Raw genomic sequence first — 13,321 nt, 5'->3', positions numbered from 1 at the left:
AAAAGTTTTCAGTCGCTCAACTTGACAATTGTGCAGTGCAATATTAGGGTTTTCATGCAGTCACTCGTGACTGTAAATACCCTCCTTGGGTGTTTCCTCCCTAGACTTAACCGCGCCATTGGCGCGGTTCTTTTTGAGGTCTGGCAGGAAACCGGCGATTACTCCGCTGCAAGCGGCAGATAGGCGCCATAGTCCTCGACATGGCGCGCGAGCGAGGCGATGAAGCTGGTGAGGTCGTCGACCAGCGCCCCGAAACCAGGCTTCCTGACCAGCGTCATCTCATCGACATAGAGCCCGCGATTGATCTCGATCTGCAGTGCATGCAGGCCCCGGCTCGGCCGGCCGTAGTGTTCGGTGATGAAGCCGCCGGCATAGGGCTTGTTGCGTGCAACGGTATAGCCGAACTCCTGCAAGAGATCGACGGCTATCCGCGACAGCTCCGCCGCCGCACTGGTGCCGTAGCGGTCGCCGATGATGAAATCCGGCCGCTGGGCGCTGCCGGGCAGATGCACGTTGCCCGGCATCGAGTGGCAATCGATCAGCACCGACAGGCCGAACTGCACATGCGTACGGGCGATGAGCTTGCGCAAGGTGGCATGGTACGGCTTGTAGATCGTCTCGATCCGCGTCAACGCCTCCTCGACGGGAAACCGGCCGCGGTAGATTTCCATGTTCTCGGCTACCAGCCGCGGCACGGTTCCAAGGCCGCCCGCCACCCGCATCGAGCTGATATTGGCGTGCGGCGGCACCGGGCCGTCGAACATGCGCGGGTCGAGTTCGTAAGGCTCGCGATTGACGTCGAGGAAGGCGCGCGGGAAATGCGCCAAAAGCATCGGCGCGCCGAGGAACGTCGCATTCTGGAACAGCTCGTCGACGTAGTGATCTTCGGACCTACGGATTGCCAGCGCATCGAGGCGCGACTGATCGAGAAAGGCCTGTGGATAAGATCGACCGCTGTGCGGCGAGTTGAATACGAAGGGAATCCGCTGGCTTGCAGGTTCCAGAACCTCAAACAGCTCCCTCTCCGTCATCTCCCCCATCGGAACCCTTTTTACCATGTGCGGTTCTTGCTGTTGTCATCATGTTGCCAGTTGGCCGGCTCTGTGTCCATAGTGCGCCCACTCCGGTTTCTCGGGAGTTGACGCGCCGCGTTCACGAGATATTTACCCCGTTGCGGCTTGGATAGAACGCCGCAATCCATCCGCAATGAATAAACAGAAGCAACGGCCGAGTTCATGACTGTGAAAATCCTTCTTGCCGAAGACGACAACGATATGCGCCGCTTCCTTGTGAAGGCGCTCGAAAAGGCTGGCTACAAGGTCATGTCCTATGACAACGGCGCCAGCGCCTACGATCGCCTTCGCGAAGAGCCCTTCTCGCTTCTCCTGACCGACATCGTCATGCCGGAGATGGACGGCATCGAGCTTGCCCGCCGGGCGACCGAGCTCGATCCGGATCTCAAGGTGATGTTCATCACCGGCTTTGCCGCCGTCGCGCTCAATCCGGATTCGAAGGCTCCGAAGGACGCCAAGGTCCTGTCGAAGCCGTTCCACCTCCGCGACCTCGTCGACGAGGTCAACAAGATGCTGGCCGCCTGAGGCCAGACATTTTTCCACAGCCGCCGCCTCCGTCCGCACCAGTTCAAGACGGTTCAGCGCGGATTTCAGATTGACCGCCGCGATCCACAGGGATCTTCGGCGGTCTTTTCATTTCAGTGACTTACGCGCAAAGCTCGGAAATCCGGGGCTTCCCGCCGGCGGCCAAAGGCTGCGGATAGCGGCGAAAAACGCCCTGCAAAATTTCTGTCAAAAAACCTGCAAAAACCCTATTGACGCGACAGCGGGTTCTATGGTCTATGCGCCTCATCGGATGGGCGTGTAGCTCAGCGGGAGAGCACTACGTTGACATCGTAGGGGTCACAGGTTCAATCCCTGTCACGCCCACCATCCTTTACTCAGGCGAACGTCCCCATCGCCTGGCCCTTCTCAGAGACAACAAAACAGATGCAGGCTCGGCAAACGGCTGCGCCGCGCATATTGGTTTTATGTCCGTACATCCCCCAACACAGAACTGCCCCCGGTAGAGGCCGCCATCCGCACATATGGGCGTCACAGCAAGGCTGCCTGCCGTGACCGCATCTTCGCGCATAGGCGCCACGCGACGTTAATGCCGCCATCGACCTCACGCAACCAGCATAGCGAATCATCGGCGTGCGCCATGGACCGACCAACCGCGCCGCCCTACCTTGCTCTTTCGGCCTGAACGCAGCCGCCAGACATCGGCCATGCGTCATCTCGACGGCAAAGGAGCCAGGATTAGAGAGCCTCCCCACGGGAAAGAAGGGAACGGACAATGCCAGCCATCAAGAACATCGTGCTCGTCCATGGCGCTTGGGGTGACGCCTCGCATTGGCGCCACGTGATACCGCCGCTGCATGCCAAGGGCTACAAGATCGCCGCGGTCCAGAACCCGCTGACGTCGCTTGCCGAAGATGTCGACCGGACATCGAGGCTGGTGGCAGCGCAAGACGGGCCGACATTGCTGGTCGGCCATTCCTATGGGGGAGCGGTGATCACCGGCGCCGGCCACGCGCCGAATGTCGCCGGCCTCGTCTATATCGCCGCTTTCGCGCCCGATGAAGGCGACAGTCTCGGCAGCATCTTCGCCCGCCGCGATCCCCCTTCCGGCGCCGGCAGCATCCGGCCGGACAAGGATGGTTTCCTCTGGCTCGACCAGGCGACGTTCCGCCAGAGTTTTGGTCAGGATCTCGGCGAGACCGAAGCGTTGGTCATGGCCGTGACGCAGAAGCCGATTGCCGGGCGCTGTTTCGAAGACAAGTCCGGCCCGCCGGCCTGGAAGGTGAAGCCCAGCTGGTACCAGGTGTCGAGCCGCGACAACATGATCCCGCCGGAAACCGAAGCGTGGATGGCCGAGCGCATCAAGGCGAAAAAGACGATCACGCTCGACGCGAGCCACGCATCGCTGGCTTCGCACGCCCCGGAGATCGTCGCACTGATCGAGGAGGCGGTTGCCTCCCTCGCCTGACGTCAGTCCCGACGCAACCGACGGCCCCGGAAGTCATTCCTCCTCCGGGGCCAGATTGTTTTAAAGAGGTGCACGGCCGAGGCGCAAATCGACCGTCGTCAATGGGCGACGTTGGAGGCGGCCGACATCAGTTCCTCGCGGCGCGGCATGCCGAACATGTTGCGCCCGTCGTTCGTCGCCTCGGTAAAGCTCCAGCGCACGATGCCATCCCGGTCGAGCAGGAACTCGCCGACGAGCTGACCCTCGCCGGCGGCGATCATACGCTCGTCGTCCTGCATGATTTGATAGCCGTCCGCCTTGTCGAGATAGGACGAGGCTGCCCAGGGATCCATCGCGGTCGGCAACTCGCCGGGCATATCGATCAGCATCGCCATGGCGGTTTTCTTGGCGAGCTTGTGGGGCCATTCATCCTCATCCTCGGTGAACTGAAGATTGGGCAAGCCGAACGCGCGATGCGAAACCCGCTCCGGATCGGAAGCCGCCAGCAGATTCGGCAACGGATGGTAGCGGAAATAGAGCCGTGCCCGGTCGATCGGCGTGTTGACGACTGTCAGGCTCTCGATGCCTTTTTCGCGCAACGCCCCGTCGAGCTGCGCCATCGCAGCGATCTGCCGCCGGCAGAAGGGGCAATGCAGACCGCGGAACAGGCCGACCAGGACAGGCTTGCGTCCGCGAAAATCGTCGATGGAAATCTGGCCATCCTGGGTGATGGCGTCAAGGACCACGTTCGGCGCCCGATCGCCCGGCTGTAGCGGTCCATTGTGGTGTTCAATCATGATCTCTTCTCCTCGTACCGATAGTGGGTTGCGGAGATGCGGGGCGGACGTGTCGAACGCTGGGACGAACGCGCCGTCGCGTCTGACGCAGAACCGATTTGGCGACACAAATTTGCATTTCGGACAGCCATTGGCGCCCGATCCTGCAATCCGGATCGTCTTACTTGCCTTCGATGGACCTGCCCTGCAGCGCCCTAGTCGAGAAACGGCAGTATCATCAGCGCTTCGGGATCGAGACCGTGCCGTGTGCATATGTCGCGAGCCGAAGCAAAGTGCCTTTCCGCACCCTCGAGGTCACCCGCATCAAGGCAGAGTGTCGCTAGGCCATCATAGCACGGAAACAACAGCTGCGCCTCTCGCGTTTCGAACGCGAGCTCAAGAGCCTCCTCGTAGAGACGCCGCGCGACATCAGGGCGCCCATGGCACTGGTCGATCTGTCCCAGCACCAGCAACGACACCGGCAGATGATCGCGCTGATCGAGCTCGCGGTCGATCGCGATCGCCCGTTCGGCAGCAGGAATGCCGTCGGCCGCACAGCGATCGGTGAAGGTGCAATAGGCCACGGCCAAATTGGAAAGCAGCCGCGCCTGGAAGCCAAGGTCGCCGATACGATGCGCCATGTCGAAGCCGAACTTGCAGACTTCGATGGCCCTGCGCGGCTCGATGATCGTGTAGAGAACGGCAAGATTGGTATAGCCGCGGCAGGCCGCATTGAGCAGATCGGCAGCCTCCGCGACGGCGACGCTGCGTTCGATCGTTGCGATCGCCTCGGAGCCGCGGTTAAGGCGCGCCAGCGCCACGCCCTTGGTATTGAGGGCTTCTGCGGTCACCCGGTCCACTTCGCGCCGCGCCTGCAGAGCTTGCGGCATCAGCCCGCCGACGCGCTTCAAGGCGTCGTCGGCCCAGACGATCGCGTCGGCATAGCTGCCCATGCGAAAGGCAAGGTGGCCCCGCTCCTGGGAGAGATGGGCGCTTTCGATCGGCGCATCCGCGTCTTGCAGAAGTTGGGCCGCGTTGGCGAATGCCGCGAGCGCCTCGTCGCGTCGGGCTGCCTCCCACAACAGATGTCCGAACTTGCGCTGGATGCGGGCCGCGGAGATCCGATCGTCGGTGGCACGATAGACGTCGAGGAGGGACGCGTAGTGCCCCGCAGCCGTATCGCGCTGCCCCGAAGGCCCGAGCAGGTCGGCAACCCGCTCGCGGGCGGCAAGCCATTCGGCCCCCTCCTCGCCAGCCTCCGCCCAGGCGGCCATCGCCTGCTTGTAGAACCGTATGGCATCGTCGTTCGCATAGATCGCCTGTGCACGTTCTCCCGCCGCCATGAGATAGCGTGCGCCTTTCGATTTATCCTCCGACTGGCTGAAGTGGTGGCCAAGCAGCGCCATTTCCTCCAGTCTCGTGGTCTGCGCTCCATAGCGGCGCTCGAGCCGGTCGGCGACGACGGCGTGTATCTCCGCACGCCGTCGTAGAAGCAGATTGTTGTAGACCACCTCCTGCAACAGCGTCTGGGTGAAGCGATAGGTCTGCGCGCCCTGCAGGCGGCCCTCTCGCGTCTCTTCGATAATCTCGGCATCGCACAGGATATCCAGCGCGGCATCAATCGTGGGTTCGCCGCCGGCGACGACCCGCAGCAATTCGACATCGAACCGTGGGCCGATGACCGCCGCATGATGAAGCAGCCTGCGCGACTGCGGCTGCAGCCGGTCGACCCTGCCGAGCAACATGGCTTCGATGGTGACAGGAATGTCGACGGTCGCCTCGCGCTCCACCACGCGCCAGGCGGCGCCGAAATGCTTGAGAGCATCGACTTCGATCAGGCCGCGCACGATTTCTTCGATGAACAGCGGGTTCCCGCCGGCGCGCGCCAGAATGCGGCCTGCCAACCCGCGGTGCAGACCATCGGCACCGAAAAAGGCGGACAACAGCCTGTGCCCTTCGGCATCGGTGAGCGGCGCGAGCCTCAACGCCGTCAGGCTCGTTCGGCCAGGTCTCAGCCGGTCGACCGCCGTCTCGGGACGCTCCGTTGTCAGCATCATCAATGGACCGCCCTCCATCCGATCGAGGATAAAGGCGATGGCATCGAGGGACGCCGCATCGGCCCAATGCAGATCCTCGATCACCAGCAGCAGCGGCGTTCGCGACAGGCGTCGCTCGAAGATGGCGCGCACCGCTGCAAAGAGCTGGCGACGCATCTGTTCCGGCTCGACATGGCGCAAGCTTTCGTCCTGCGTCCCCATTCCCAGGATGCGCAGGAAGAGCGGCAGAAGCTGTTCCAGTTTTTCGGGCGCAAAGCCGATCTCGGCCAGCCCCGCTGTCAGCAGCTCGGTGGTGCGTTCCAGGGTATCAAGGGTTGAGATGCCATAGGCGCCGCGCAACACAGATGCCAGGACGCCGTAGGAAGGCTCTCCAAGCGGAGATGAGCTTGCCCTGCGAACGACGACATGCCCGAAGCGCGGGTCGACGGCGACCAGCCCAAGAAATGTATGGACGAGCCGCGATTTTCCCATCCCTGCCTCGCCGGACAGCCGCACCAGTTGCGCCGCCCCGTCACAGGCAAGCTCCAGGCAATCGAGCAGCCGCTTCATTTCCGCGTCGCGCCCGACCAGCGGTGCAGTCAGGCCCAACGCCTCCAGGCCGCGGGCGGCACCAGGGGCGTCAAGTACCTTTATCAGCCGGTAGACCTCGACAATGCCGGCCTTGCCGCGCAACGCGGTTGCACCCAGTGCCTCATAGGCGAAGGCATGCCGGGTCACGCGATAGGTGACGGGGCCGACGAGAATCTCGCCGGGTCCCGCCATGGACTGCAGGCGCTGGGCGGTGTTCACGGCATCCCCCGTGACCGAATAGGATTTGCTGTCTCCCGCTCCCAGGGCACCGGCGACAACAGTGCCGGTATTCAAGCCGATGTGCAGGTTCACCGGCGCCCCGATGCGATCCTCCCAGCGTTCACCTATCAGGTTTGCTCGCGCAATCATGTCGATCGCAGCGCGAAGGGCGCGCTCGGCATCGTCCTCATGCGCCACCGGGGCGCCAAAAAGCGCCAGCAAGGCATCGCCGATGAATTTGTCGACGAAGCCGCCATAGGTTTCGACCGCTTCGGTCAACTCCACAAAAAGTTCATTTTGAAAGGTTTGCAGGATCTCCGGATCCATATGCTCGCCAAGGCCGGTGAAACCGCACAAATCGGCAAAAAGGATGGTCGCAGTGCGACGGTCGGCATTTTCGTTGTCGCTCGATACCGTTGGGGATTGACCCCGTGCCGCCCTCGGCAGGGGCATGACGGCAACCTGTCCCGAAACCAGGACCTTGACGGCCACCGGCTTGTCCAACGGTGTCCCGCAATTCGGGCAGAACGCGAAACCGGGCAGGCAGTCTGCACCGCAGCCCGGACACGGGCTCTGCTGTCTGGCCCCGCAGCTCGGGCAAAACGAAAAACGCCCCTCGATGTTACAACCGCACTCGTGACACTTCATCAATAGCGAACCTTCGAAGAGGCCCCGCGCCACATGCTATCCAGAGCCATTTGCACACAGTCAACGCAAAACAATGAACCCGCGGGCGCGGGTTTGCAAGCAATCGCTAACATGAAGATGTCAAGGTCTGACAGGATCCGAACAGGACGCGCCATGGCGCTGTTCGGCACTCATCCGTCGGCCAGGCGGGCGCCTTGACCGACGGAAGCAATGACGTCGAAATCAGGAGTGGGTGCGGCGCGAAGTCGGCCTGCTCGCAAACGTCCCGAGATCAATGGCGGCACCGTCCGGTGCGCGGCACACGTCTTCGGGGTGCCGATCGCTCGCTTCCACCGCGAAATGGATCGCCGCCGCCTCGTTGGTGAAAAGCCCTCCGACCAATCCTTTACGGTCGGAAACAACCCACCATCCGTGACTGTCGCGCCCGACAACAAAACGCGCGCGCGCCGAAAAGCCGCGCCCTGGCTGCTGCATACTGCCCATGATCGAATGGTCCTCGTTGATGAAGAGTGCGGCGGCTCAGCCGGCAAGCCAGGGGATGACGGTCTGGATGGCATAGGCGAGGCCAAGCACGATGCCGAGGCGGATGCCGATCCCGAGGAAAGCATCGCGAACGACACTGTTGTCGGCTGGGTGGGGCTCGATCTCCTGCGACCGGCGCCTTAGTTCCGCCTGCGCGGCAAGGTGGGGAAAGCGTGACATGGTCTGTCTCCTTTGAGGGGTTTGACGAAAGGCAAGGGCGGCACCGGGCGCGCGCAATGGCAAGATCCGTCCGATCTGCGATGACATGGAAAATTCGATCGGTGGCCGGGCTCAGCTCGCAAGGGCAAGCGGCAAGCGGGGACTGCGGTGCGCCTCGATCAACGGTTCGAGCGCCGAGCGAATTTCCGCCGCCGTCTCCAGCGACACCGTCGTCAGCGGCAACCGCACTTCGGGGCTGAAGCCCCGCGCCAGATGCAGCGCGTATTTGATCGGGCACGGATTGGTTTCGCGCTCGAGCGCGGTGAACAGGGGCTGGAGCCGTTGATGGATGGCGACGGCCGCCTGGGCGTTGCCGGTTGCGATTGCGTGGTGCAGCGAAACCATCAGCCGCGGCACGACATTTGCGGCCACCGAGATCGTGCCGTGGCCGCCGCAGAGGTTGAAAGGCAGCGCCGTCTGGTCGTTGCCGGAGAATTGGCTTAGCCGCGCCTTGAGGGATGGCCGCGACGCAAGGAAGCGGCCGATGTCGCCCGTTGCATCCTTGATGCCGACGATACCGGGCAGTTTCGCCAATCGCTCGAGCGTGCGCGGTGTCACGTCGACGCCGGTGCGCGAGGGAACGTTGTAGACGATGACAGGCAGATCGACAGCCCGGACCACCGCCTCGTAATGGCGATAGATCCCCTCCTGCGAGGGCTTGTTGTAGTAGGGCGCAACGATGAGCGCCGCATCGGCGCCGAGCGCCTTGGCCTCTGCCGTCAGTTCGATCGTCGTTTGCGTGCAGTTGGTGCCTGTGCCCGCGATTACCGGTATTTTTCTCTCGGCGACTTCGACGCAGCGTTCGATGACCATCGACCGCTCTGTACGCGAAAGCGTTGCCGCCTCTCCCGTCGTTCCGCAGGCGACGACGCCGGAAATGCCGTGGCGGATCTGCCATTCGACGAGCGACATCAGGCCGATGCCATCGACCTTGCCGTCCTTGAATGGCGTGACCAGCGCCGTGATCGCCCCTTCGAGGCGAAGCGAATGATCGCTCATGGAAATATCCTTCAGGTTGGGAGATGACTGCTGCGGGTACCGTGGCTTTCGATGACAAGCCGATGGACGCGGCAGCATTGCAGGAAGGCCGATAGGATCGCCGATGCCAGATCGGCGTGGCGCGCCTTGAATGTGACCCGGCCGGTGCCTCCAGGCGCGTAGCGAAGGGCGCAGGTCCACACTCCGCACTCATGGCTGAGTGTACGCAGGCAGAGCTTGGCTTTGGTGGCCATCGTCAGGTGGATCACGGCATCGACCAGCGCGTCTGCGGCCATCAGATCGCGAAAACGGCGCGAGGGCCAGTCGTCCGGCACCAGGTCGGACCTGTCGAGGAGCAACCGCACGGCCTCCCAGACGTGATGTTCGCGCAACCGACGAACCGTGGCGATGCGCACGAGCAGATGCCTCAGGGCATCTGGCCCGCTTTCGGCCTGGCCTCCCTGGAAGGGGTCGATGCCGTGGCGGCGATCCGGTGTATCGGAACGATGGCGAAAGCTGAAATCGTGAAGGGTCATGGTGCTCACCCGTTGTCGATGAGCAAACGCTACCCCCGCCCCACGTCCGGTTTCGATTGCGACTTGCGTCGACCGGCATAAGATTTTCATAAGGAGATCGCGTGCCGGGTGTGCAAGGCAAGGACGCGACGCTAGAGTGCTACAAGGCGGCGATAGCCGGCGGAAATGCGGCCCGTGTCGCGTCGAAATAAGCGGCCCGTGTCGCGTCGAAATAATCTGACGCAAAAGATGACGCGCACGCAATTTTGCGCTAGTTAGCCCCCTGCACTGGCGGTCGGTGACCGTCCTATCAGCCAATGACATTTCGTCCTTGAAGGAAAACGTCCATGCCTGCCTATCGCTCCCGCACCACCACCCACGGCCGCAACATGGCCGGCGCCCGCGGCCTTTGGCGCGCGACGGGCATGAAGGACGGCGACTTCGGCAAGCCGATTATTGCGGTGGTCAACTCGTTCACGCAGTTCGTGCCCGGCCACGTGCACCTCAAGGACCTCGGCCAGCTCGTTGCCCGCGAGATCGAGGCGGCCGGCGGCGTTGCCAAGGAATTCAACACCATCGCCGTCGATGACGGCATCGCCATGGGCCATGACGGCATGCTCTATTCGCTGCCCTCGCGCGAGATCATCGCCGACTCGGTCGAGTACATGGTCAACGCACACTGCGCCGACGCCATGGTCTGCATCTCCAACTGCGACAAAATCACCCCCGGCATGCTGATGGCGGCGCTGCGGCTCAACATCCCCGCCGTCTTCGTCTCCGGTGGCCCGATGGAAGCCGGCAAGGTCGTGCTGCACGGCAAGACCCATGCGCTCGACCTCGTTGACGCCATGGTCGCCGCCGCCGACGACAACATTTCCGACGAGGACGTCAAGGTCATCGAGCGCTCCGCCTGCCCGACCTGCGGTTCCTGTTCCGGCATGTTCACCGCCAACTCGATGAACTGTCTGACGGAAGCGCTCGGCCTGTCGCTGCCGGGCAACGGCTCGACGCTGGCGACGCATGCCGACCGCAAGCGCCTGTTCGTCGAAGCCGGCCACCTGATCGTCGATATCACCCGCCGCCACTACGAGCAGGACGACGAAAGTGTCCTGCCGCGCAACGTCGCCTCGAAGAAGGCGTTCGAAAACGCCATGGCACTCGACATCGCCATGGGCGGCTCGACCAACACCGTTCTGCACATTCTCGCCGCCGCCCATGAAGGTGAGGTCGACTTCACCATGGCCGACATCGACCGGCTGTCGCGCAAGGTTCCCTGCCTGTCGAAGGTGGCGCCGGCCAAAAGCGACGTGCATATGGAAGACGTACACCGCGCCGGCGGCATCATGTCGATCCTCGGCGAACTCGAAAAGGGCGGGCTGATCAACCGTGATTGCCCGACGGTGCACAGCGAAACCCTCGGCCACGCCATCGACCGCTGGGACATCACCCGCACGACGAGCGAAACCGTTCGCAACTTCTTCCGCGCTGCACCCGGCGGCGTCCCGACCCAGGTTGCCTTCAGCCAGGCAGCTCGCTGGGACGAGTTGGACACCGACCGCGAAAAGGGCGTCATCCGCTCGGTCGAGCATCCCTTCTCCAAGGACGGTGGTCTTGCGGTTCTGAAGGGCAACGTCGCGCTCGACGGCTGCATTGTGAAGACTGCCGGCGTCGACGAGAGCATCCTGAAGTTCTCCGGTCCGGCCCGCGTGTTTGAAAGCCAGGATTCGTCGGTCAAGGCGATCCTTGCCAACGAGATCAAGGCCGGCGACGTCGTCGTCATCCGCTATGAAGGTCCGAAGGGCGGCCCGGGCATGCAGGAAATGCTCTACCCGACGAGCTATCTGAAGTCGAAGGGCCTCGGCAAGGCCTGCGCCCTGATCACCGACGGCCGCTTCTCCGGCGGCACATCGGGCCTCTCGATCGGCCACGTTTCCCCGGAAGCGGCAAAGGGCGGCACGATCGGTCTCGTGCGCGAAGGCGACATGATCGACATCGACATCCCCAACCGCACGATCAGCCTGCGGGTCGACGAAGCGGAACTCAGCCGCCGCCGCACGGAGCAGGACGCCCAAGGCTGGAAGCCAACCGAGATCCGCAAGCGCAAGGTGACGACGGCGCTCAAGGCCTATGCGGCGTTTGCCACCTCGGCAGACCGCGGCGCGGTTCGCGACCTCGGCGATCTCTGAACGAGTAACGGTTGACGAGATGGAGGCTCCCGCTCGCGGGGGCCTTTTTTATGCGGGTAGCACCGCTCGCTGCCACACACGCCCTTGCCAAGGCCAGCCGGCCTGTTCCGTCCACAATTCACCTGCTATTTTAGGTTTGCCTAATTTTATTGAGGTGGACGATGACAAACGCAGCGGACCTGCTCGGCACTTGGAAAATGCTCTCCTGGACCCGAAAGGCGGTGGCATCCGGCGAGATCACCGATGCGATGGGCCCGGATCCCATCGGCTACCTCTCCTACCAGCCGGACGGCCGCATGACCGCGGTGGTGGTCGAGCGTCACCGGCCGGCACCGAAGGGCACGACGCCCACCGACGAGGAGAAGGTGGCGCTGTTCGATTCGATGCTCGCCTATGCCGGCTCCTACACGCTCGAGGACGGTAAGGTCATCCATCATGTCGATGCGAGCTGGAACCCCATCTGGGGCACCTCCGACCTGGTTCGACCCTACATTCTGGACGGCGAGCGGCTGGTGATCCACAGCGCGCCGGGCATCGATCCGACAACCGGCGAAGAGGTCACCTACCACCTCGAGTTCCGAAAGGTCTGAAACGCGCGCCCTGCGCCGTGATGAAGCCTGGCGGCCCTAGAGATGGCGTGTTTCGGCCGGCGGGTGAAACCAGTTGTTGTTGCGGCCGTCCATATATTTCACCGGTGCTTCGGCCAGCACCGCCGGATCGAGGTCGTCGAGGGCAGCCAGATTGACGGAGTAGTATGCGCCGCCGATCTCTTCGATGTAGCCGTGGCCATAGGCAGCGATCCCGCAGGTCTTGCAGAAGCGATGATGCCCGCTGAAGCTGCCGAACTGGTAGTCGGCAATATCGACTTCCTCGGCCTGCAGCCGGAACGCATCCGGTTTGACGATCGCGCCCCAATAGCGCTTCTTCCAGCAGATCGAGCAATTGCACTTGCCGGTACCGGCGTCGAGATCGATGTCGGCCTCATAGCGGATCTTCCCGCAATGGCAGCTCCCCCGATAGGTCATTTTCATTGCCTTCACTCCCAGACCAGAACAGCGCCCATCTCAATGCGCCAACATGACAACTTGCTGTCGTCTTACGCTCGCATAATGACAACATATTGTCAATTGCATCCATTGGAAAATCCGGAAAAGGATAATGACGGCGACCGCAAGAGACTGCCGATCTAAAGGTGCCGAACCTCCAAAGGCGCATTCGCCCAGTCGTCGTTGCGCCCATCCATGTAAGAGACGGGGGCTGTGACAAGCGCCGAAGGATCGAGATCGTCGAGGCAGGCAAGATTGACGGAATAGTAGGCGCCGCCAAATTCCTCGACATTGCCGTGGCTGAACGGGACGATGCCGCAGGCACGGCAGAAGCGGTGATGCCCGACCTTGGCACCGAACTGGTAGTCGGCGACATCGGCCTCCTGCGACAGCAGACGAAAATCACCCGGCCGGACCTGCGCACCCCAATAGCGCACCTTGGCACAGAGCAAGCAGTTGCACTTGGTCGTGCCGGCATCGAGATCGAAATCGGCCTCGTAACGCACCTTGCCGCAGTGGCAACTGCTTTGTATGTCCGCTTGGCCATTTCGATTTCCTCCT

At 62.7% G+C, this 13,321-nt stretch carries 13 protein-coding genes and 1 tRNA gene; 5 read left to right on the top strand and 9 right to left on the bottom strand.

The genetic code is table 11. The annotated features are described in order from the left end of the window. Positions 1-158 precede the first annotated feature (158 nt). Positions 159-1,040 carry an N-formylglutamate amidohydrolase gene (locus tag AC1Q80_RS24680; RefSeq protein WP_492362222.1) on the bottom strand — a complete coding sequence of 294 codons (882 nt, stop codon included), beginning with the start codon at positions 1,038-1,040 and terminating at the stop codon, positions 159-161. A gap of 195 nt (positions 1,041-1,235) precedes the next feature. On the opposite strand from AC1Q80_RS24680, the gene cpdR1 reads away from it, so the two are divergent. From cpdR1 to AC1Q80_RS24665, 3 genes are all read left to right on the top strand, one after another. Continuing rightward, complete coding sequence (cpdR1, locus tag AC1Q80_RS24675; protein ID WP_025424823.1) at positions 1,236-1,598, top strand: response regulator CpdR1; 363 nt, start codon at positions 1,236-1,238, stop codon at positions 1,596-1,598. A gap of 273 nt (positions 1,599-1,871) precedes the next feature. Continuing rightward, a tRNA-Val gene (locus tag AC1Q80_RS24670) sits at positions 1,872-1,946 on the top strand. 406 nt (positions 1,947-2,352) lie between these two features. Then, complete coding sequence (locus AC1Q80_RS24665) at positions 2,353-3,045, top strand: alpha/beta fold hydrolase (protein WP_492362143.1); 693 nt, start codon at positions 2,353-2,355, stop codon at positions 3,043-3,045. Positions 3,046-3,143: 98 nt separating this feature from the next. On the opposite strand, the gene AC1Q80_RS24660 is transcribed toward AC1Q80_RS24665, so the two are convergent. The 6 genes from AC1Q80_RS24660 to AC1Q80_RS24635 all read right to left on the bottom strand — a co-directional run bounded on the left by AC1Q80_RS24660 (position 3,144) and on the right by AC1Q80_RS24635 (position 9,549). Further along, positions 3,144-3,821: a peroxiredoxin-like family protein gene (locus tag AC1Q80_RS24660; RefSeq protein WP_173423655.1), complete on the bottom strand. Its 678-nt coding sequence runs from the start codon at positions 3,819-3,821 to the stop codon at positions 3,144-3,146. Between the two features lie 194 nt (positions 3,822-4,015). Beyond that, positions 4,016-7,294, bottom strand: coding sequence for an adenylate/guanylate cyclase domain-containing protein (locus AC1Q80_RS24655; RefSeq protein ID WP_492362142.1), 3,279 nt, complete (start codon positions 7,292-7,294; stop codon positions 4,016-4,018). 222 nt (positions 7,295-7,516) lie between these two features. Further along, entirely contained in the window at positions 7,517-7,777 is a 261-nt protein-coding gene (locus AC1Q80_RS24650; protein ID WP_234941981.1) for a hypothetical protein, read from the bottom strand. A 36-nt stretch (positions 7,778-7,813) separates the two neighbouring features. After that, complete coding sequence (locus tag AC1Q80_RS24645; protein ID WP_492362141.1) at positions 7,814-7,996, bottom strand: hypothetical protein; 183 nt, start codon at positions 7,994-7,996, stop codon at positions 7,814-7,816. Between the two features lie 111 nt (positions 7,997-8,107). Further along, positions 8,108-9,034, bottom strand: a complete 927-nt coding sequence (dapA, locus tag AC1Q80_RS24640) for a 4-hydroxy-tetrahydrodipicolinate synthase (RefSeq protein WP_492362140.1) — start codon at positions 9,032-9,034, stop codon at positions 8,108-8,110. 11 nt (positions 9,035-9,045) lie between these two features. After that, positions 9,046-9,549 carry a hypothetical protein gene (locus tag AC1Q80_RS24635; protein WP_492362139.1) on the bottom strand — a complete coding sequence of 168 codons (504 nt, stop codon included), beginning with the start codon at positions 9,547-9,549 and terminating at the stop codon, positions 9,046-9,048. Between the two features lie 326 nt (positions 9,550-9,875). Between AC1Q80_RS24635 and ilvD the strand changes: the two genes are divergently transcribed. Together ilvD and AC1Q80_RS24625 are read left to right on the top strand one after the other, a co-directional pair. Continuing rightward, positions 9,876-11,714: a dihydroxy-acid dehydratase gene (gene ilvD, locus AC1Q80_RS24630; RefSeq protein ID WP_173423661.1), complete on the top strand. Its 1,839-nt coding sequence runs from the start codon at positions 9,876-9,878 to the stop codon at positions 11,712-11,714. 161 nt (positions 11,715-11,875) lie between these two features. Continuing rightward, complete coding sequence (locus AC1Q80_RS24625; RefSeq protein ID WP_492362138.1) at positions 11,876-12,304, top strand: lipocalin-like domain-containing protein; 429 nt, start codon at positions 11,876-11,878, stop codon at positions 12,302-12,304. Positions 12,305-12,340: 36 nt separating this feature from the next. On the opposite strand, the gene AC1Q80_RS24620 is transcribed toward AC1Q80_RS24625, so the two are convergent. Continuing rightward, complete coding sequence (locus AC1Q80_RS24620; protein WP_173423663.1) at positions 12,341-12,745, bottom strand: GFA family protein; 405 nt, start codon at positions 12,743-12,745, stop codon at positions 12,341-12,343. Between the two features lie 155 nt (positions 12,746-12,900). Next, positions 12,901-13,266 (bottom strand): GFA family protein, encoded by a 366-nt coding sequence (locus tag AC1Q80_RS24615; protein ID WP_492362137.1) that lies wholly within the window; start codon positions 13,264-13,266, stop codon positions 12,901-12,903. Positions 13,267-13,321: the final 55 nt, after the last annotated feature.

The organism is Ensifer sp. GW823-FHT05D09 (assembly GCF_058795755.1).
This window is presented reverse-complemented; position numbering and strand designations above follow the sequence as displayed.

What these genes read in the sequence shown, in the direction of transcription:
- AC1Q80_RS24680 (WP_492362222.1), bottom strand. Translation starts at nt 1,040, where the DNA reads ATGGGGGAGATGACGGAGAGGGAGCTGTTTGAGGTTCTGGAACCTGCA.
- cpdR1 (WP_025424823.1), top strand. Translation starts at nt 1,236, where the DNA reads ATGACTGTGAAAATCCTTCTTGCCGAAGACGACAACGATATGCGCCGC.
- AC1Q80_RS24665 (WP_492362143.1), top strand. Translation starts at nt 2,353, where the DNA reads ATGCCAGCCATCAAGAACATCGTGCTCGTCCATGGCGCTTGGGGTGAC.
- AC1Q80_RS24660 (WP_173423655.1), bottom strand. Translation starts at nt 3,821, where the DNA reads ATGATTGAACACCACAATGGACCGCTACAGCCGGGCGATCGGGCGCCG.
- AC1Q80_RS24655 (WP_492362142.1), bottom strand. Translation starts at nt 7,294, where the DNA reads ATGAAGTGTCACGAGTGCGGTTGTAACATCGAGGGGCGTTTTTCGTTT.
- AC1Q80_RS24650 (WP_234941981.1), bottom strand. Translation starts at nt 7,777, where the DNA reads ATGGGCAGTATGCAGCAGCCAGGGCGCGGCTTTTCGGCGCGCGCGCGT.
- AC1Q80_RS24645 (WP_492362141.1), bottom strand. Translation starts at nt 7,996, where the DNA reads ATGTCACGCTTTCCCCACCTTGCCGCGCAGGCGGAACTAAGGCGCCGG.
- dapA (WP_492362140.1), bottom strand. Translation starts at nt 9,034, where the DNA reads ATGAGCGATCATTCGCTTCGCCTCGAAGGGGCGATCACGGCGCTGGTC.
- AC1Q80_RS24635 (WP_492362139.1), bottom strand. Translation starts at nt 9,549, where the DNA reads ATGACCCTTCACGATTTCAGCTTTCGCCATCGTTCCGATACACCGGAT.
- ilvD (WP_173423661.1), top strand. Translation starts at nt 9,876, where the DNA reads ATGCCTGCCTATCGCTCCCGCACCACCACCCACGGCCGCAACATGGCC.
- AC1Q80_RS24625 (WP_492362138.1), top strand. Translation starts at nt 11,876, where the DNA reads ATGACAAACGCAGCGGACCTGCTCGGCACTTGGAAAATGCTCTCCTGG.
- AC1Q80_RS24620 (WP_173423663.1), bottom strand. Translation starts at nt 12,745, where the DNA reads ATGAAAATGACCTATCGGGGGAGCTGCCATTGCGGGAAGATCCGCTAT.